We start from the raw sequence: 19,017 nt of genomic DNA, 5'->3' as shown, positions 1-19,017 counted from the left end.
GCTCTCAAATGGTTCAGGCAATCGTTTTCCTGCCTCTGCTGGGCGCCATTCTGGCAGGGCTCATCGCCCTGGCCGGCGCGCATGCCCGCAATCCCTCGGGCGACGAGCTCGATCATCATGGCGACCATGGTCACGGCGATGCGCACGCTTCGGCCGCCCATGATTCACACGGACACGACGATCACGGCCATGACGACCACGGCCACGGCCCGGCCGAGCCGGCCGCGGCCGGCTCGCGCGCTGCCGAGCTGATCACCACCGGGCTGCTGTTCGTCTCGGCCGCGCTGTCATGGATGACGCTGGTCGATGTCGGCTTCATGCACCACGACGCCCGCATCCAGCTGCTGCCCTGGATCTTCTCCGGCGACCTCCAGGTCTGGTGGACGCTACGGGTCGACACGCTCACCGCCGTGATGCTGGTGGTGGTCACGACCGTGTCCTCGCTCGTGCACCTCTATTCCATCGGCTACATGGACGAGGATCCGAACCGGCCGCGCTTCTTCGGCTATCTCAGCCTGTTCACCTTCGCCATGCTGATGCTGGTGACCGCGGACAACCTCGTGCAGCTGTTCTTCGGCTGGGAAGGCGTGGGTCTCGCCAGCTACCTCCTGATCGGCTTCTGGTACCAGAAGCCGTCGGCGAATGCCGCGGCGATCAAGGCTTTCGTCGTCAACCGAGTCGGCGACTTCGGTTTTGCGCTCGGCATCTTCGCGGTCTTCATGCTGGTCGGCTCGACCGATTTCGAGACGATCTTCCATGCCGCGCCCGGCCTCACCGGCAAGACCATCGACTTCCTCGGCTGGCACGTTGACGCGCTGACCCTGACCTGCCTCCTGCTGTTCATGGGCGCGATGGGCAAGTCGGCGCAGTTCCTGCTGCACACCTGGTTGCCGGACGCGATGGAAGGCCCGACCCCTGTGTCGGCGCTGATCCACGCCGCGACCATGGTCACCGCCGGCGTCTTCATGGTGGCGCGCCTGTCGCCGCTGTTCGAACTCGCCCCGACCGCCCAGGCCGTGGTGATGTTCTTCGGCGCGACCACGGCGTTCTTCGCGGCGACCATCGGCCTCGTCCAGAACGACATCAAGCGCATCGTGGCGTACTCGACCTGTTCGCAGCTCGGCTACATGTTTGTGGCGATGGGAGCAGGGGCCTATTCGGTCGGCATGTTCCATCTGTTCACGCACGCCTTCTTCAAGGCGCTGCTGTTCCTGGGTTCCGGCTCGGTGATCTACGCGATGCACCACGAGCAGGACATCCGCAACATGGGCGGCCTCTGGAAGAAAATCCCCTACACCTATGCGGTGATGGTGGTCGGCACGCTGGCGCTGACCGGCTTCCCGCTCACGGCCGGTTATTTCTCCAAGGACGCCATCATCGAAGCGGCCTACGCCTCGCATAATCCGTTCGGGGTGTACGGCTTCTTGATGACGATCGTCGCCGCCGGCCTGACCTCGTTCTACTCCTGGCGCCTGATCTTCAAGACCTTCCACGGCGAGCCGCATGACGAGCATCACTACGAGGCCGCGCACGAGGCCCCGCTCTGGATCCTGATCCCGATCGGCGTGCTCGCCGTCGGCTCGTTCGTTGCCGGCTTGCCGTTCAAGGAGCTGTTCGCCGGTCACGGCGTCGAGGAATTCTTCCGCGAGTCCGTGAAGATGAACCCGCATATCATCGAGGAGATGCACCACATCCCCGAGACCATCGCGTTCCTGCCGACGGTGATGATGGTGCTGGGCTTCCTCGTCTCGTACCTGTTCTACATCCGGCGGCCCTATCTGCCGGTCGAGCTCGCGAACACGCAGCCGATGCTGTACCAGTTCCTGCTCAACAAATGGTACTTCGACGAGCTCTACGACATCATCTTCGTCCGTCCGGCGAAGTGGATCGGCTATCAGCTCTGGAAGAAGGGCGACGGCTTCATCATCGACGGCTTCGGCCCCGACGGCGTCTCGGCCCGCGTGCTGGACGTCACCCGCAACGTCGTGAAGATCCAGACCGGTTATCTCTATCACTACGCATTCGCCATGCTGATCGGTGCCGCCGGCCTGATCACCTGGTTCATGTTCGGCTTTGGAGGCCAGTAAATGACGACCTGGCCCATCCTATCGGTCACCACGTTCCTGCCGCTGGTCGGCGCGCTGATCGTCTACTTGAGCCGCGGCGATGACGAGGCGGCCAAGCGCAACTCGCGCTGGATCGCGCTCTGGACCACGCTGATCACCTTCGCGGTGTCGGTGATCCTGGTCATGCGCTTCGACCCCGGCAATCCCGACTTCCAGTTCGTCGAGAAGGCGAACTGGCTCGCGACCGGGATCACCTACCACATGGGCGTCGACGGCATCTCGCTGCCGCTGGTGATCCTCACCACCGCCGTGATGCCGTTCTGCATCATCGCGAGCTGGAAGGCGATCAGCATCCGCGTCCGCGAATACATGATGGCGTTCCTGATCCTGGAAACGCTGATGATCGGCACCTTCTCGGCGCTCGATCTCGTGCTGTTCTACCTGTTCTTCGAAGGCGGCCTGATCCCGATGTTCCTGATCATCGGCGTCTGGGGCGGCCCGCGCCGGGTCTATGCATCGTTCAAGTTCTTCCTCTACACGCTGCTCGGCTCGGTCCTGATGCTGCTCGCCATCATGGCGCTGTACTGGAACGGCGGCACCACTGATATCCCGACCCTGATGCACACCGCCGTGCCGCGGTCGTTGCAGACCTGGGCTTGGCTCGCGTTCTTCGCCTCCTTCGCGGTGAAGATGCCGATGTGGCCGGTGCACACCTGGCTGCCGGACGCGCACGTCGAAGCGCCGACGGCGGGCTCGGTGGTCCTGGCCGCGATCCTCTTGAAGATGGGCGGCTACGGCTTCCTGCGCTTCTCGCTGCCGATGTTCCCGCTGGCCTCGCACGATTTCGCGCCGTTCGTGTTCACGCTCTCGGCTATCGCCATCATCTACACCTCGCTGGTGGCATTGATGCAGGAGGACATGAAGAAGCTGATCGCGTACTCCTCGGTCGCGCATATGGGCTTCGTCACCATGGGCATCTTCGCCGGCACCATGCAGGGCGTCGCCGGCGGCGTGTTCCAGATGATCTCGCACGGCATCGTGTCCGGCGCGCTGTTCCTCTGCGTCGGCGTCGTCTACGACCGTCTGCACACCCGCGAGATCGCGGCCTATGGCGGCCTCGTCAACCGGATGCCGCTCTACGCGATGACCTTCATGGTCTTCACCATGGCCAATGTCGGTCTGCCCGGCACCAGCGGCTTCGTCGGCGAGTTCATGACGCTGCTCGGCACCTTCAAGGTCTCGATCCCGACAGCGTTCTTCGCCAGCTTCGGCGTGATCCTGTCGGCGGCCTATGCGCTGTGGCTCTATCGCAAGGTCGTGTTCGGCGCGATGGTCAAGCCGTCGCTGGCGAGCATGAAGGATCTCACCTTGCGGGAGTGCGTGATTCTGTTCCCGATGATCGCGCTGACGATCCTGTTCGGCGTCTATCCGAAGCCGGTGCTCGACATGTCGGCCGCCTCGGTCCAGCAACTCGTCAACAATTACAACACCGCTGTGACGGCCGTGAAGGCCGCCGCACTGCTCCAGTGATCGGGCAGGTCAGGATATCGCCATGAGCTTTGAGACTGCAGGTTATCAACTGGCGCCGGTGCTGCCCGAGATCGTGCTGGCGATCGGCGCCATGGCTCTGCTGATGCTGGGCGCCTATCGCGGGCAGGGGACGACCGGTGCGATCACCTCGCTGGCGGTCGTGCTCCTGGTCGTGGTCGGCGTGCTCGAATACATGCTGCCCGCGGGCAAGCAGGTGACCTTCGGCGGCAGCTTCATCGTCGACGATTTCGCGCGTTTCATGAAGATCCTGGCCCTGATCGGCTCGGCGGTGACGCTGGTGCTGTCGACCGAGTTCCTGTCCGACCCGTCGCGCCGCATCTTCGAATATTCCATCCTGGTGCTTCTCTCGACGCTCGGCATGATGGTGCTGATCTCGGCCGGCGATCTGATCTCGCTCTATCTCGGCCTCGAGCTGATGTCGCTGGCGCTCTACGTCGTCGCCGCCTCCAACCGCGACAACGCCAAGTCCACCGAAGCCGGCTTGAAGTATTTCGTCCTCGGCGCGCTGTCCTCGGGCATGCTGCTCTACGGCGCTTCGCTGATCTACGGCTTCACCGGCACGGTCAGCTTCACCGGCATCGCCGCGGCGGCGACGGTCTCGAATGTCGGCCTGGTGTTTGGCCTGGTCTTCCTGCTCGTCGGCCTGTGCTTCAAGGTTTCGGCGGTGCCGTTCCACATGTGGACGCCCGACGTCTACGAGGGCGCGCCGACCCCGGTCACCGCCTTCTTCGCCTCGGCGCCGAAGGTCGCCGCGCTCGCCGTGTTCACCCGCGTCACGCTGACCGCTTTCCCGGGCATCGTCTCGCAATGGCAGCAGATCCTGGTGTTCGTGTCGATCGCCTCGATGGCGCTCGGCTCCTTCGCCGCGATCGGCCAGACCAACATCAAGCGCCTGATGGCCTATTCCTCGATCGGCCACATGGGTTTTGCCTTGGTCGGCCTCGCTTCGGGCACGGTCGAGGGCGCGCAGGGTGTCCTGATGTACATCGTGATCTACGTCGCGATGACGCTGGGCTCGTTCTCGATCATCCTCGCCATGCGCCGCAACGGCCAGGCCGTCGAAGAGATCCGCGATTTCGCGGGTCTGTCGCGAACCAATCCGCTGCTCGCCTTCATGTTCGCGATGCTGCTGTTCTCGCTCGCCGGCATTCCGCCGCTCGCCGGCTTCTTCGCCAAATGGTACGTGTTCGTCGCGGCCATCAAGGCGAATTTGTTCACGCTCGCCGTCGTCGGCGTGCTGACCAGCGTGGTCGGCGCCTACTACTATCTCGCCATCGTCAAGACGATGTATTTCGACGAGCCGGCCGGCCAGGTCGATCCGGTGCGCGTCGAGGTGAAGACGGTGCTGGCGGTTTTCGGCCTGTTCAACATCCTGTTCGCGCTGTTCGCAGGTCCCGTGGTGAGCGTCGCCTCCGCCGCGGCAAAGTCGCTGTTCTAGGATGGCTTTCGCGCTCGGTCCTCGCGCATTGTCGGCGGGCTACAGGCTCGCAGCTTTCGAGCGGACCGGCTCGACCAATACCGAGGCGATCGAGCGCGCCAGGGCCGGGGAGCGCGGCCCGATGTGGTTCGTCACGTCGGAGCAGACCGCCGGCCGCGGCCGCCGTCAGCGCCCCTGGATCGCGCCGCGCGGCAATCTCGCCGCCAGCGTCCTCGAAGTCCTGGACGTGGCGCCGGCAATTGCCGCCACCATCGGCTTTGCCGCCGGTCTCGCCGAAGAAGCCGCGCTCGAGAAGGTCAGCCTCGAGGCTGCGCTCCGCCTCGGCGAGGGCCGCCCCCGCTATGCCCTGAAATGGCCCAATGACGTCCTGGCCAACGGCAAGAAGCTGGTCGGCATCGGCCTGGAGGCGGAGGCCATCGGCGATCGCCTTGCCATCGTCGTCGGCATCGGCACCAATGTCGTCGCCGCGCCCGAGGGTACCCCGACGCCCGCGGTATCGCTCGCCGCGCTCGGCGTCCAGATCAGCGCGGAAGAGCTGTTCGCGGCGCTGTCCGACGCCTGGGTCGAGTTCCGCGGCATCTGGGACAACGGCCGCGGCTTTGCCGAGATACGCAAGCTGTGGCTGGCGCGCGCCGCCGGCCTCGGCGAGAAGGTCGCAATCCATACGGGGACGATGACGCTGGAAGGCATTTTTGACAGCATCGACGACACCGGCTGCCTGATCGTCCGCACCCCGGAGGGCCGCCGCGTGCCGGTGGCCGCAGGCGAGGTGTTCTTCGGTCCGGTCCGCTCGGTGGGAGCTGCGTGATGGCGAAGCCCGAGGAACTGGTATTTGCGCCGCTCGGCGGCGTCGGCGAGATCGGCATGAACCTGTCGATCTACGGCCTCGGCAACCGCCAGCAGCGCGCGTGGATGGCGGTCGATCTCGGCGTCTCCTTCGGCGACGAGGAGCATCTGCCGGGCATCGACCTGATCATGCCCGACATCTCCTTCCTGGAGAAGGAGCGCAAGAACCTGATGGGCCTCGTGCTGACCCACGCCCATGAGGACCATTTCGGCGCCATCATCGATCTCTGGCCGAAGCTGAAATGCCCGATCTATGCGACGCAGTTCAGCGCCGCCTTGTTCGAGGCCAAATGCGCCGCCGAGCGCAACGCGCCGAAGATCCCGGTGACGGTGGTGCCGTCGGGCGGCCGCATCGACGTCGGCCCGTTCAACGTCGAGTTCATCCCCGTCGCGCATTCCATTCCGGAAGCGCACGCGCTGGCGATCCACACCTCGGCCGGCACGGTGCTGCACACCGGCGACTGGAAGATCGACCCGACCCCGACTTTGGGGCGTCCGACCGACGAGAAGCGGCTGCGCGAGCTCGGCGACGAGGGCCTGCTCGCCCTGATCGGCGATTCCACCAATGCGGTGCGCGACGGCCGCTCGCCCTCGGAAGCCGAGGTCGCCCGGACCATCATCGACCTCGTCAAATCGGCCAAGGGCCGCGTTGCCGTGACCACGTTCGCCTCCAACGTCGCGCGCATCAAGGCCGTCGCCGCCGCTGCGAAAGCCGCCGACCGCGAGGTCGTCGTGGTCGGCCGCGCCATGGAGCGCGTGGTGCAGGTCGCGCGCGAGACCGGCTATCTCGACGGCGTGCAGAATTTCCGCTCGCCCGAGGTCTACGGCCATCTGCCGCAGGACAAGGTGCTGGCGCTGTGCACCGGCAGCCAGGGCGAGCCGCGCGCCGCGCTCGCGCGCATCGCCAATGACGACCATCCCGAGATCACGCTCAACCGCGGCGACAGCGTGATCTTCTCCTCGCGCACCATTCCCGGCAACGAGAAGGCCGTCGGCTCGATCATCAACAACCTCGTGCTGCAGGGCGTCGAGATCATCACCGACCGCGACGCGCTGGTCCACGTTTCCGGCCATCCCCGCCGCGACGAATTGCGCGACCTGATCGGCTGGACCAGGCCGCAGCTGCTGATCCCCGTCCATGGCGAGGCCCTGCATCTGCACGAGCACGCCAAGCTCGCGCGCGCCGCCGGCGTGCCGCGGGTGCTGGTCTGCCGCAACGGCGACCTCGTCAAGCTCGGCCCGGGCGATCCCGGTATCGTCGGCGAGGTCCCGTCGGGCCGTCTCTACAAGGACGGCACGATTCTGGAGGATTCCAAGTCCCGCGCCGTGGTCGAGCGGCGCCGCATGGCGTTTTCCGGCTGCGCCTTCGTCGCCATCGCCATGACCGAGCAGGGCGAGCTCGCCGACGATCCCGAGGTCGATCTGGTCGGCATCCCCGAGAAGAACCGGGCCGGCGAGCCCTTCGACGACATCGTCTTCGATGCCGTGGTCTCCACAGTCGAGGGCCTGCCGAAGGCGCGCCGCCGCGATGCGGACGCACTGGCTGAATCGGTGCGACGCGCTGTCCGGGCCGTCATCAACGAACATTGGGGCAAAAAGCCCCCCTGTCTGGTACACGTACTGACAGTCTAACGGGAGAGAACCATGCTGGGCCGGCTCAATCATGTCGCGATCGCGACCAAGGATGCCGTCAAGGCCGCGAAGATCTACGGCGCCGCGTTCGGCGCGCAGATCTCCGATGCCGTGCCGTTGCCCGAGCACGGCGTCATCACGGTGTTCGCCACGCTCCCCAACACCAAGATCGAGTTCATCGAGCCGCTTGGCGAGGCCTCGCCGATCGCAAAATTCGTCGAGCGCAACCCGGACGGCGGCATCCACCATGTCTGCTACGAGGTCGTCGACATCATTGCCTCGCGCGACACGCTGGTGAAGGAGGGGGCAAGGGTGCTCGGCGACGGCACGCCGAAGATCGGCGCGCATGGCAAGCCGGTGCTGTTCTTGCACCCGAAGGACTTTTCCGGTGCGCTGGTCGAAATCGAGCAGGCGTAAGGCCGTCCCATGGCGATCCAGATATCAACCGCGATCGCGATCTACTTCGTCATCTGGTGGGTCGCGCTGTTCGTGACGCTGCCGTTCGGCGTGCGCAGCCAGCACGAGGACGGCGTCGGCGCGCCCGGCACCGACCCCGGTGCGCCGATCCTGACCCGGATGGGCGGCAAGCTGATCTGGACCACGATCATCTCGGCAATCATCTATGGGATCGCCATGGTCGCCTATCACGCGGGCTATCTCTCCATCGAGCGCCTGTCGAAGCTGATGGGCATGCCGTTCTAGATTTTTTCATTTATATTGTTTCGAGGGGGAACGAATGACTTTTCAGAGGATCGTCATCGCGCTTCTGGTGCTGATCGTCGCCGGCCTCGGCGCCATCGGCTATGTCGAGTGGAAGATGGCGGTGCAGGTGCGAACGCTGAAAGCGTTCGTCGAGGGCTATGTCTTCAACGAGGCCGTGATGGCCTGCGAGCAGGCCAAGAGCTCGACGCCGTTCAAATGGAACGGCGGCAAGAGCACCTCGGTGATCGGGCTGAACTCGGTCAAAACAGACAAATACAATGTCAGCGCCAGCTACACGCTGGTGGCGGATCTCGTTTATTGTGATTACGATCCCATCAAAAGAAAGGCCGAGATCGGCTCGAGCTTCTTGGAGCGGGAGTAACGGTCCGGCCCATAGAGCATGATCCGGAAAGGTGTGACGGGCCTTTTCCGAGGAGATCATGCTCAAATAGGAGTGGGATGGGATCGTCATGGCGCAGGGGCAGGGGGACTACCGGATTCTGCATGAGGCGGCCTTGCGGGACTATCTCGCGGGCCTGCCGGACCTCAAGGCGCTCCTCGGCGGCGATCCCGCCGGCTGGACAATCGCCGAGGTCGGCGACGGCAATCTCAATCTCGTCTTCATCGTCAAGGGCGCGCGGGGCGGCGTCGCCGTGAAGCAGGCGCTGCCTTACGTCCGCCTCGTCGGCGAAAGCTGGCCGCTGCCGTTGTCGCGGGCTCATTACGAATATCTGGCGCTATCGAAGCAGGCCCAGCTCGCACCCGGCCTCGTGCCGGCTTTGCTGCATCACAACGAGAATCTGGCGCTGACGGTGATGGAGCTGCTCGAGCCCCACATCATCATGCGCAAGGGGCTGGTTGCGGGAACGCAATATCCCGGCTTCGTCGGTGACATCACCACGTTCATGGCGCGGACGCTGTTCTTCACCTCCGACCTCGCGCTGTCCGCAGCCGAAAAGAAAGAGGGCATCGCGGCTTTCGCCGGCAACCACGCGCTCTGCAAGATCACCGAGGATCTGATCTTCACCGATCCGTACCGTATCGCCGAGCAAAACCGCTGGACCGCGCCGTATCTCGATGCGCACGCGGCAAGCCTGCGCGAGGACATGGAGCTGCACGTCGCGATCTCCCGGCTCAAGCTGAAGTTCATGGCAAGCCCTGAGGCGCTGCTGCACGGCGATCTCCACACCGGGTCGATCATGGTCACGGAGAGCCAGACGCGGGTGATCGATCCCGAATTCGCGTTCTACGGCCCGATGGGGTTCGACGTCGGCGCCGTGCTCGCCAACCTCCTGATGGCCTATTTCGCCTCTGCCGGCCACGAGCGCACGCCGGGCGAGCGGGCCGCGTTCGAGGCCTGGGTTCTGAAGACGGTGGAAGCGGTGTGGAGCGAGTTTGCGCGCAAATTCCTCGAGCTTTGGCGCGCCGGCGCCGCAGGCGATGCCTATCCCGCCTCGCTCTTCGCCGGCGAGAAGGGCGCCGCGCGGCTGGAGGCCGAGCGGCAATCCTACATGCAGCGCCTGTTCGCTGACACCATCGGCTTCGCCGCGGCGAAGATCATCCGCCGCATCTTCGGCCTCGCCCACAATATCGACTTCGAGCTGATCGAGGATGCGAAGAAGCGGGCGGAGAGCGAGGCGCGCGCCGTGCGGCTCGCGCGCGGGATGATGGTGGAGGCGGCGGCGTTTCGGACGATCGCCGATGTTACGGGTGCTGCGCGAAAGCTGAGGGACTGGCAGCCGGAATTGTCCGGCTGAAGACGTCGCGCGAGGAGCGCGCTCCACGCTCCGTCATTGCGAACGCAGCGAAGCAATTCGGAATCGCTGGGGGGGAAGGGGGTCCATCGGCTGCTCGTCCGATGACGCACCGCGTCAATCAGCGGCTTGCATCGCTGGGTGGATGCAACCTGACCCTCCGGAGTTCTCTCGAAGGGCCGGCCTCCCGGAACAGACATTGGTCTCCAGCAAAAACGAAGCTTGCATTCGATGGGCTGCGAATGATCAAATCTCTGATCGGGATGCACCTGCGTTGTTGGGGGACACATGATGTTCAGGATGATTGCGATCGTCGCGGGGTTGGGGCTGGCGCTCGCCGGCGCGGCGGAGGCCCAGACGCCGCGCAAGGGCGGAACCATCCGCATGACGGCGCCCTACGGATCGAGCTTCACCAGCCTCGACATTCACACCACGCAGCGCGCCCAGGACGAGATCTACGCCAAGGCGCTGCATCGCTCGCTCTACATCTGGAATTCCGCGGAAGGCAAACCGGTTCTGGAACTCGCCAAGGAGGACGTGGTCTCCGGCGGCGGTCTCGTTCACACCTTCAAGCTGCGCGACGACGCCTATTTCCACAACGGCCGCAAGATGACGGCCGACGATATCATCTGGTCCTACAACCGCATCATGGACGGCACCAAGGCGTTTCCCGGCGCGCGATACGTCCGCGTGATCGAGGGCGCGGCCGCGGTCGAAAAGGGCCAGGCCAAGGAGATCTCCGGCCTGAAGAAGATCGACGATTTCACCATCGAGATGAAGCTGACCGAGAAGGTTGACCCCGGCTTCTACTTCTTCACCGCGTTGACCTCGATCTATCCGGCCGACGAGGGCGCCAAGGAGAGCTTCATCCAGAAGCCGATCGGCCTCGGACCGTTCAAGTTCGTCGAGCATGTGCCGGGATCGCGCATCGTGCTGGAGCGGTGGGACCGGTTCTACAAGCCCGGCAAGCCCTACGCCGACAAGATCATCGTGGCGGTCATGGGCGAGGCCGCGGCCCGCGACGTCGCTTTCCGCAACAAGGAGATCGACACCTCGGTTCTGGGACCTGCGCAATACGTCGCCTATCAGTCCGATGCCGCCCTCAAGGGCACCATCGTCGAGGTCGCCGAGGTCTTCACGCGCTATATGGGCATGAATCCCACGTTCAAGCCGTTTGCCGACAAGCGCGTCCGGCAAGCGATCAACTACGCGATCGATACCGATTTGATCATCAACAAGCTGGTCAAGGGCAAAGCCTACCGCGCCACCAGCTGGCTGCCGCTGACCGCTCCGGCCTACGACAAGGCCATGAAGCCGTACCCCTACGATCCCGCCAAGGCCAAGCAGCTGCTCACTGAAGCCGGCTATCCCCAAGGCTTCGAATTCGAATGGACCACCAGCCAGAACGAGAGCTGGGGCCTGCCGATCGTCTCGGCCATCATCCCGATGCTGGACAAGGTCGGCATCAAGGCGAAGGTCAAGCAGGTCGAGACCGCGGTGCTGGCGGAGGTGGTTCGCACCGGCGACTACCAGGCCTTCATCTATTCCCAGGCGAGCGGCCCGGATCCGCTGGCTGCCCTCAAATGCTTCCACTCGTCGACGCCGCAGCCGGCGTGCAACTACATGAGCTTCAAGAACGCCGATTTCGACAAGATCATCGACGAAGCCGGGCAGGCCGACGATCCCGCCAAGCGCATCCAGCTGCTGCAGAAGGCCAACGCGCTGCTCTATGAAGAGGCCCCGGTCTGGTTCTTCAACTACAACAAGGCGGTCATGGCGGTGCAGCCGTGGCTCAAGGGGATTCAGCTGAACGCGACGGAGCTGACCCATCAGAACGTCGAAGACCTCTGGGTCGACGAGACCTCGCCCGCGAAGTGACCTGCGCTCTCGCGCTCCCTCCATCGCCTCGCACGATGGAGGGAGAGAGGAATGGTGCCGATGCTCTCCTTCCTGATCCGTCGCTTGCTGCAGACCATCCCGACCGTGCTGGCCGTCGTGCTGCTGGTTTTCGTGCTGTTCAGCGTCGTTCCCGGCAGCATCGTTTCCTCCATGAGCGACGACAGCGATCCGCAGGTCGAGCTGCGCATGAAGAAGCAGCTCGGTCTTGACCAGCCCGTCTATGTGCGTTTCGGAACCTACATCGCCCAGCTCGCGATCGGCGATTTCGGCACCTCGTTCCGGACGCGGGAACAAGTCACGACCATGATCGCCAAGCGGGCATGGCCGACGCTGCAGCTGATCTTCGCGGCCATGGCGTTTGCGATTGTGATCGGCGTTCCCCTGGGGTTCATCGCGGCGCTGAAGCCCGGCGGCATCGTCGATACGGTCGCGATGGTCGTGGCGGTATCGGGCCTGTCCATCGCCAAATTCTGGCTTGGCCTCGTCCTGATGTACCTGTTCGCGTTGAAGCTCGGCTGGCTGCCGAGCTTCGGCTATGGCGACGGCGGATTGAAATATCTGCTGCTGCCGGCCATCACCCTCGGCGTCTCGCCGATGGCGCTGTTTGCCCGGACGACGCGGGCCGCGGTTCTGGAGATCATGACGGCTGATTTCGTCCGCACGGCGCGCTCCAAGGGTATGAGCGAAATCAGGGTCGTGAAGTGGCACGTGATGCGCAATGCGCTCGTCATCATCCTCACGACCGTCGGCCTGCAATTCGGCGGGTTGATGGGGCAGGCGGTCGTGGTCGAGAAGCTGTTCTCTTGGCCGGGCATCGGCTCGCTGCTGGTCGACAGCGTCCTGCAGCGCGACATTCCGGCCGTTCAGGGCTCCATTCTTGTGGTGGTGCTAGCCTTTCTCGCGATCAATCTGCTGATCGACGTGCTCTACGGCGTGATCGATCCCAGGATCAGATACGCATGAAGCTCCGCGCCAATCTCGTCATCGGTGGCGTTTTGTTCGCGCTGGCGATCGTGGTCGGCCTGCTGGCGCCGTGGATCGCGCACACCGATCCCGTCATGGACGCTAACCTGATGAATGCGGAAGAGCCGCCGAGCTGGACCTGGTGGTTCGGCACTGACGACCAGGGCCGCGACATCTATTCCCGCGTCGTGTACGGCGCGCGGGTCTCGCTGACGGTCGGCATCATCTCGCAGCTCATCAACAGCGTGATCGGCGTGGCCTTGGGGCTCAGCGCCGGCTATTTCGGCGGCTGGTGGGACGATGTCGTCAACGCCCTGACCAATCTCATGCTCGCGATCCCGTCGCTGATCTTCGCGCTGGCCATCATGGCGGTGCTCGGCCCCGGCCTGACCAGCCTGTTGATCGCGCTCGGGCTGACCAACTGGTCCTTCACCTGCCGGATCGCGCGGGCCTCGGCGCTGTCGCTGCGGAGCCAGGGCTATGTGCAGGCGGCGACCGTGCTCGGCTATGGCGATCTGCGCATCATGATCACCCAGCTCCTGCCGAACATGCTCGGACCGCTCATCGTGATCGGCACGCTCGGCATGGGCAGCGCGGTGTTGTCCGAAGCCGCCTTGTCGTTCCTCGGCCTCGGCGTCCGGCCGCCCTTTCCAAGCTGGGGCAGCATGCTGTCGGACGCGCGTGACCAGATCACGACGGCGCCGTGGCTCTCGGTATTTCCGGGCCTTGCCATCTTCCTGACGGTGCTCGGCCTCAATTTGCTCGGTGACGGCCTGCGTGACATTCTCGATCCGCAATCGCGGAGCCGGCGCACATGACCGGCGCGCCGCTGATCGAAGTCGAGGACCTGCGTATCGATCTCGATGACGGATCCAGCAGGATGCCCGCGGCGGAGGGCGTCTCGTTCCGCATCGACCGCGGCGAGACCTTCGGCCTCGTCGGCGAATCCGGCTGCGGCAAGAGCATCACGGCGCTCGCTTTGATCGGCCTGCTGCGGCATCCCCTGTCGATCGGTGGCGGTGTGATCCGGTTCGACGGAAAAGAGATCCAGCATCTTTCGGCAGCCAGACAGCGCGAGTTGCGCGGCAACCGGATCTCGATGATCTTCCAGGAGCCAATGACGGCGCTGAACCCGGTCTCGCCCGTGGGCCGCCAGATCGCCGAGATGTTCGTGCTGCACAAGGGCAAGAGCTGGCGGGAAGCCAACCGGCTGGCGGTCGAGGCACTGGCAAGCGTCCGCGTGCCCGCGCCGGAGCGGCGGGTGAAGGACTATCCGCACCAGCTGTCCGGCGGCATGCGCCAGCGCGTGATGATCGCCATCGCGCTGGCCTGCGGCCCGGATCTGTTGATCGCCGACGAGCCGACCACCGCGCTCGACGTGACCGTGCAGGCCGAGATCATCGAGCTGATGCGCAATCTATGCGCCGAGCGGGGAACGGCGATCCTGATGATCAGCCACGATCTCGGCCTCGTCGCCAATGTCTGCCGCCGCGTCGCGGTGATGTATGCCGGCCGCATCGTCGAGGAGCGCGGTTCGGCCGATATTTTCCGCGCGCCCTCGCATCCCTATACGCAAGGTCTGGTGGCCTCGCTGCCGCGGCTCGGCAGCCGCGCCGCGCTCGGGCGTGCCAGGCTCCGGGAGATCGCGGGCGTCGTGCCCGCCATCACGAATTTCCCCGATGGCTGCCGGTTCAATCCGCGCTGCACGCAGGCGACGGAGATTTGCCGGACGGTCGTACCGGAGACCGATGTGCTGGAGGCGGGCGGTCTGGTGAGGTGTCATCACCATGCATGAGCCGCAAAACATGCCGGGTGAGCACGGGGCCGGCGACGATCTCATTCTCAGCGTCGAGGATCTCGCGGTTCATTTTCCGCTCGGCGGCGGCCTGCTGGGCCGCGGCCGGCGGCTGCTGCGTGCCGTGGACGGCGTCGACCTCAAGCTGAAGCGAGGCGAATGCCTCGGCCTCGTCGGCGAATCCGGCTCAGGCAAGTCGACGGTCGCCTTGTCGATCCTTGGCCTGCTGACGCCGACGCGCGGCCGCATCGTGCTGGACGGGGAGGTCGTGAGGACCAGGCAATCCGGCGACCGCAAGGCGTTGGCGCGCACCGTGCAAATGGTGTTTCAGGACCCCTACGCCTCGCTCAATCCCCGCCAAACGGTTCGCCGCACGTTGGAGGACCCCCTGCGGGTGCACGGGGTGACGGCGAAGAGCGAGATCGAGGACCGCGTCGCCGCCATGCTGCGGCATGTCGGCCTGCGGCCCGAACAGGCGGGCCGCTATCCGCACGAATTCTCCGGCGGCCAGCGCCAGCGCATCGGCATTGCCCGGGCCCTGATCCTCAATCCCAAGATCGTCATCTGCGACGAGCCAGTGTCGGCGCTCGACGTCTCGATCCGCGCCCAGATCATCAATCTGCTGCTGGAATTGAAGGAGACGCTTGGGCTCTCCTACATCATGATCAGCCACGACCTCGGCGTGGTCGAGCACATGAGCGACCGTGTCGCCGTGATGTATCTCGGCCGTATCGTCGAGAACGGCCACTGGCGCGAGATCTTCGAACGGCCCGCGCACCCCTACACGCAGGCCCTGATCGCCGCCATCCCCGATCCCTTGCACCACGCCCCGCTGGCGACCACAGGCGGTGACCTTCCCAACCCGCTCAATCCACCCAACGGCTGCGCCTTCAGCCCGCGCTGTCGTCACGCGGAAGCAGTGTGCCGGCACGAGCCGGGGCCGGTGCTGGAGACGCGCCCCGACGGGCACGCGGTGCGGTGCTGGCGGAGCGAGGAGATTGCGGGTCAGGGAGTACCGGTCTCCAGCGAAAGCCGGCACCCGGGGTACGGGCCGTCCGCTGGGTGAATCTGTCCTCTGCTACTGGCTTGATCGAGCGATCGCTCCCTCGGCCTGCAGGTCCGGGATATCAGATGCTGCGTACCCGATTTCGCGAAGTATTTCTTCGGTGTGTTCGCCGATGAGAGGCGACCGGCTGCGGCCGCTGGGTTGGCTGGAAAGGGACGGAGTGCCAGGTAGCTGGGCGATGGCGATTGTGCCGACGCCGGGATGTTCGACGTAATTCACCGCATTCGCGGCCTTGGTCTGGGCGTGATCGAGAAAATCTCCATAGGTCTGCACCGGCGCATTCATGACGCCTGCCGCCGTCAATCTCTCGGTCCAATAGGCGGTCGGTTGTTTGGCGAATTCCTCTCGCAGGATCGGGAGCAGGGAAGCTTCGTTCTCGATCCTGAGTTCGCGGCCTTGGTAGATCGGATCGGCCGCCAGTTCGGGTCGACCAATGACCTCGCACAGGGCGACAAAGTGTTGTTCGCGCATGGCCGTGATATTGAGGTAGCCGTCAGTGGTGCGCATGGTCGCCACAGGAGAGTAAAGAGGCTGTGGCTCGCCAGCTTCCAGATGATATTCCATGATCTTTGCCGCCTGGAATGCCGCTGCCGCCTGCATCAGGCTCACTTCGATATGGCAGCCGGCACCAAACCTGAATTTTCGAACCAGAGCGGTCGCTGCCGACTGGAAAGCGTAGAGACCGGTCACGACATCGACAGGGATCATGGTGAGGCGGTTGGGCACGCCGTCGCTTGACCGAGCGACGGTCATCAGTCCCGAATACGCCTGAATCACCGCGTCGGTCACCGGCAGCATCGCGTTAGGACCCTGGCTGCCAAATCCGTTGATCGACAAGTATACGACGTCCGGATTGACGGACATCGCTTCCTCATAGCCGAGACCATATTTCGCCATCACGCCTGGCCGAAAGGCTTCGATGACGACATCGCTCGTCTTCATGAGCATCCGGGCGACTTCAAGCCCGCGTGGCTTGGTCAGATCGAGAGCGATCGATCGCTTGCCCCGATTGAAGGCGATCGAATGTGCCGTGTTCTGGCCATAGGGCCGGCCAAGGGTGCGTCCCCAATCTCCGCCGATGGGTTCGACCTTGATAACGTCGGCGCCATGCTGAGCCAGCAGCATGGCGCTGTGAGGTCCGGCGATGCCTTGGCTGAAATCCAGAACACGAATTCCGCTGAAAGCTTCCTGGTCGGTCATGCTGATCATGCTCTGGCGCATCTATTCGAGAGGAACATTGGCGGTCTTGACGACAGCCGACCATTTTTTGATCTCAGCCTCGACGAAGCGGGTGAAGTCAGCGCCCGACAATTTGCCGGGGGCGACGCCCTGTGTCGCGAACTTTTCGGCAATAGCTTGAGAGGCCAGAATTTCATTCATCACCTCGACCATTCGTGCATAGGCAGCATTGCCATTGGCTGCGGGCATGTACATGCCAAACCACGCGGTGGCCTCAAAACCCCTAACGCCGGCTTCGTCGAGCGTCGGAACGCCGGGAAGTGACGCCGCACGCGTCATGCTGGTGACGGCGAGCACGCGGATGTTGCCGGCCGAAGCGGCCGGGAGCACGGTCGGGAGCGTGTCGAACATGATCGGGATATGGCCGCCAAGCAGATCGTTCATTGCGGGGGCGGCGCCCTTGTAGGGAATGTGAACGATGTCGATGCCAGCCATTTGCTTGAAGAGCTCGCCGGACAGATGGTTGGCGCCGCCGATACCCGAGGAGCCAAAAGACAACTTGCCCGGATATTTCTTCGCCATGGCGATAAGCTCGCCGACGCTTTTCGCGGGAAAGTCCTTGGAAACCACGAGCGCATTGGGTGCACTGGCGACCACGGCCACGGGTGCAAACGCTACCTCGGTGTCATATGGCAGCTTGCGGAAAAGGCTGGGATTGATGACGTGATGAGTTGCGGTGATCAGCAGGACGCTGCCGTCGGCCGGAGATTTCGCGACCATCTCGGAGCCGATAGTGCCCGACGCGCCGGCGCGGTTTTCTACGATAATCGAGACGCCGAGTTTTTCGCTGAGCTGTTGTGCAATCAAGCGGGCCAGAATGTCGGTCGTGCCGCCCGCCGGGAACGGAACCACGATCTTGATCTGGCTCGGTGGAAATTGCTGGGCGAATACCGGGCTCGGCGGGATCGTGAGCGACAGCAGCGCCAATCCGGCCAGCCAGAGCATTCTGGCCCTTGCAATCCAGTTCATGTCGTCCTCCCTTCGAACGCTTGGAGCGCGCTCTTTTTGGTATGATTGACGCAAGCGTCTTGCGCGTTCGATGCCGGATCAGGCCGCGACTGGACCCGCTACGGGAAATTCGACCATGGCTTCGCCGGCTGCGACGTGTTCGCCCTTTTGATTGCGAACCAATACGTCGATCAGCACCCAACGGGATTTTTGCGTCAGCTGCTTGGATTTCACCACGCCCACGGGCTGAATCGTGTCGCCGGGCTTGACCGGTTTGAGCCAGCGCGTTTCGAGGCGACGCTGAATGGCGCCGGCAGGATAGGCCCAATCGGTCAGCATCCGGGTGATCAGCCCGAAATTGTTCATGCCGTGCATGATGATGCCGCCAAAATTGGTCTTGCCGAAGCTGTTCTTCATATAGTCGTCGTCGAGATGCAGCGGATTGTAGTCAAGCGAGCCGTCGCAGAACAAACGAATGGATTCCCGCGAGACGTCGAACGTCGGGCCCTTGATCGTGTCGCCGACGGAGAGGCTTTCGAAGCTGGTGCTCATGGCTGAGGTGTCCTTGTCTATCGCTGCGATCAAGCGGGGCGGATGGTCTGGCCGCGGCCGGAACAGATGACGTCGCCGTGCTGGTTGAAGAAGACGTTGTCGTGGACCACGAAGAGGCGTTCGCGCTTGATGAACTTATCCAATGCGCGGGCCTGGAGCGTGATCGTGTCACCGGGGCGTGCCGGCTTGTTGTAACTCCAGGACTGGCCGGCATTGATGGTTCCGGGAGTGCGCATCCAATCGTCGGTGGGAGTGCAGGCGAACATCAGCAGGATGTGGATCGACGGCGGTGCGATCAGCCCGCCATAGGGCGTCTGCTTGGCATAGGCCTCGTCGAAATAGAGCGGGTGGTCTTCCCCGACGGAGCGGCAGTAAAGCTGGATGGCGTCCAGCGTCAGCTCGTAGGGAATCGTCTTTCGAGGCTCTCCGGGGACGATCTCGTCCCATACCTTGCGCAAATTGGCATCTTTCCAGAAATCCGTCTCGAATGCGGGCGCTTGCGTCATCGGGTGTCCTCCCATAAAGTTCGTCAGGCGAACGGAATGTTCGTTTTATGAAACACTATG

The 19,017-nt window shown here is 64.0% G+C and carries 18 protein-coding genes; 14 read left to right on the top strand and 4 right to left on the bottom strand.

Annotated elements, in window-relative coordinates:
• Positions 1-8 precede the first annotated feature (8 nt).
• From nuoL to RPS27_RS30980, 14 genes are all read left to right on the top strand, one after another.
• Positions 9-2,087 (top strand): NADH-quinone oxidoreductase subunit L, encoded by a 2,079-nt coding sequence (gene nuoL / locus RPS27_RS31045; RefSeq protein WP_212069017.1) that lies wholly within the window; start codon positions 9-11, stop codon positions 2,085-2,087.
• Complete coding sequence (locus tag RPS27_RS31040) at positions 2,088-3,596, top strand: NADH-quinone oxidoreductase subunit M (RefSeq protein WP_313754919.1); 1,509 nt, start codon at positions 2,088-2,090, stop codon at positions 3,594-3,596.
• Positions 3,597-3,618: 22 nt separating this feature from the next.
• Positions 3,619-5,055: an NADH-quinone oxidoreductase subunit NuoN gene (nuoN, locus tag RPS27_RS31035; RefSeq protein WP_194407850.1), complete on the top strand. Its 1,437-nt coding sequence runs from the start codon at positions 3,619-3,621 to the stop codon at positions 5,053-5,055.
• 1 nt (position 5,056) lies between these two features.
• Positions 5,057-5,863: a biotin--[acetyl-CoA-carboxylase] ligase gene (locus RPS27_RS31030; RefSeq protein ID WP_211416803.1), complete on the top strand. Its 807-nt coding sequence runs from the start codon at positions 5,057-5,059 to the stop codon at positions 5,861-5,863.
• Entirely contained in the window at positions 5,863-7,533 is a 1,671-nt protein-coding gene (locus RPS27_RS31025; RefSeq protein WP_211416804.1) for a ribonuclease J, read from the top strand. Before RPS27_RS31030 ends, RPS27_RS31025 begins: the two co-directional genes overlap by 1 nt.
• Before the next feature lie 12 nt (positions 7,534-7,545).
• On the top strand, positions 7,546-7,950 hold the full coding sequence (mce, locus tag RPS27_RS31020) for a methylmalonyl-CoA epimerase (RefSeq protein ID WP_211416805.1): 405 nt from the start codon (positions 7,546-7,548) through the stop codon (positions 7,948-7,950).
• A 9-nt stretch (positions 7,951-7,959) separates the two neighbouring features.
• Positions 7,960-8,235, top strand: coding sequence for a DUF1467 family protein (locus RPS27_RS31015; protein WP_194407853.1), 276 nt, complete (start codon positions 7,960-7,962; stop codon positions 8,233-8,235).
• A gap of 34 nt (positions 8,236-8,269) precedes the next feature.
• On the top strand, positions 8,270-8,617 hold the full coding sequence (locus RPS27_RS31010; RefSeq protein WP_194407854.1) for a hypothetical protein: 348 nt from the start codon (positions 8,270-8,272) through the stop codon (positions 8,615-8,617).
• Between the two features lie 88 nt (positions 8,618-8,705).
• Positions 8,706-9,992 carry an S-methyl-5-thioribose kinase gene (gene mtnK, locus RPS27_RS31005; protein ID WP_212069015.1) on the top strand — a complete coding sequence of 429 codons (1,287 nt, stop codon included), beginning with the start codon at positions 8,706-8,708 and terminating at the stop codon, positions 9,990-9,992.
• A gap of 285 nt (positions 9,993-10,277) precedes the next feature.
• The gene (locus RPS27_RS31000; protein WP_212069014.1) at positions 10,278-11,867 is read left to right on the top strand and encodes an ABC transporter substrate-binding protein; all 1,590 of its coding nucleotides are present in this window, start codon (positions 10,278-10,280) and stop codon (positions 11,865-11,867) included.
• Positions 11,868-11,927: 60 nt separating this feature from the next.
• Complete coding sequence (locus RPS27_RS30995) at positions 11,928-12,851, top strand: ABC transporter permease (protein WP_194408284.1); 924 nt, start codon at positions 11,928-11,930, stop codon at positions 12,849-12,851.
• Positions 12,848-13,669 carry an ABC transporter permease gene (locus RPS27_RS30990; RefSeq protein WP_194407857.1) on the top strand — a complete coding sequence of 274 codons (822 nt, stop codon included), beginning with the start codon at positions 12,848-12,850 and terminating at the stop codon, positions 13,667-13,669. The genes RPS27_RS30995 and RPS27_RS30990 overlap by 4 nt, the downstream gene beginning before the upstream one ends.
• The gene (locus RPS27_RS30985; RefSeq protein ID WP_212069013.1) at positions 13,666-14,646 is read left to right on the top strand and encodes an ABC transporter ATP-binding protein; all 981 of its coding nucleotides are present in this window, start codon (positions 13,666-13,668) and stop codon (positions 14,644-14,646) included. The genes RPS27_RS30990 and RPS27_RS30985 overlap by 4 nt, the downstream gene beginning before the upstream one ends.
• Positions 14,639-15,712: an ABC transporter ATP-binding protein gene (locus RPS27_RS30980; protein WP_212069012.1), complete on the top strand. Its 1,074-nt coding sequence runs from the start codon at positions 14,639-14,641 to the stop codon at positions 15,710-15,712. Before RPS27_RS30985 ends, RPS27_RS30980 begins: the two co-directional genes overlap by 8 nt.
• 12 nt (positions 15,713-15,724) lie before the next feature.
• Here RPS27_RS30980 and RPS27_RS30975 read toward each other — a convergent pair whose 3' ends face one another.
• From RPS27_RS30975 to RPS27_RS30960, 4 genes are all read right to left on the bottom strand, one after another.
• Complete coding sequence (locus tag RPS27_RS30975; RefSeq protein WP_212069011.1) at positions 15,725-16,921, bottom strand: CaiB/BaiF CoA-transferase family protein; 1,197 nt, start codon at positions 16,919-16,921, stop codon at positions 15,725-15,727.
• A gap of 12 nt (positions 16,922-16,933) precedes the next feature.
• Complete coding sequence (locus RPS27_RS30970) at positions 16,934-17,920, bottom strand: tripartite tricarboxylate transporter substrate binding protein (protein WP_249132435.1); 987 nt, start codon at positions 17,918-17,920, stop codon at positions 16,934-16,936.
• 78 nt (positions 17,921-17,998) lie between these two features.
• Positions 17,999-18,451, bottom strand: a complete 453-nt coding sequence (locus RPS27_RS30965) for a MaoC family dehydratase (RefSeq protein WP_212069010.1) — start codon at positions 18,449-18,451, stop codon at positions 17,999-18,001.
• Between the two features lie 29 nt (positions 18,452-18,480).
• Positions 18,481-18,957 carry a MaoC family dehydratase gene (locus RPS27_RS30960; protein ID WP_212069009.1) on the bottom strand — a complete coding sequence of 159 codons (477 nt, stop codon included), beginning with the start codon at positions 18,955-18,957 and terminating at the stop codon, positions 18,481-18,483.
• Positions 18,958-19,017 lie beyond the last annotated feature (60 nt).

The sequence above is a fragment of the Bradyrhizobium sp. WYCCWR 12699 genome (assembly GCF_032144035.1).
In the GTDB taxonomy this organism is placed as follows: domain Bacteria; phylum Pseudomonadota; class Alphaproteobacteria; order Rhizobiales; family Xanthobacteraceae; genus Bradyrhizobium.
Note: the sequence above shows the minus strand (reverse complement) of the source record. Positions and strands in the feature narration are given on the sequence as shown.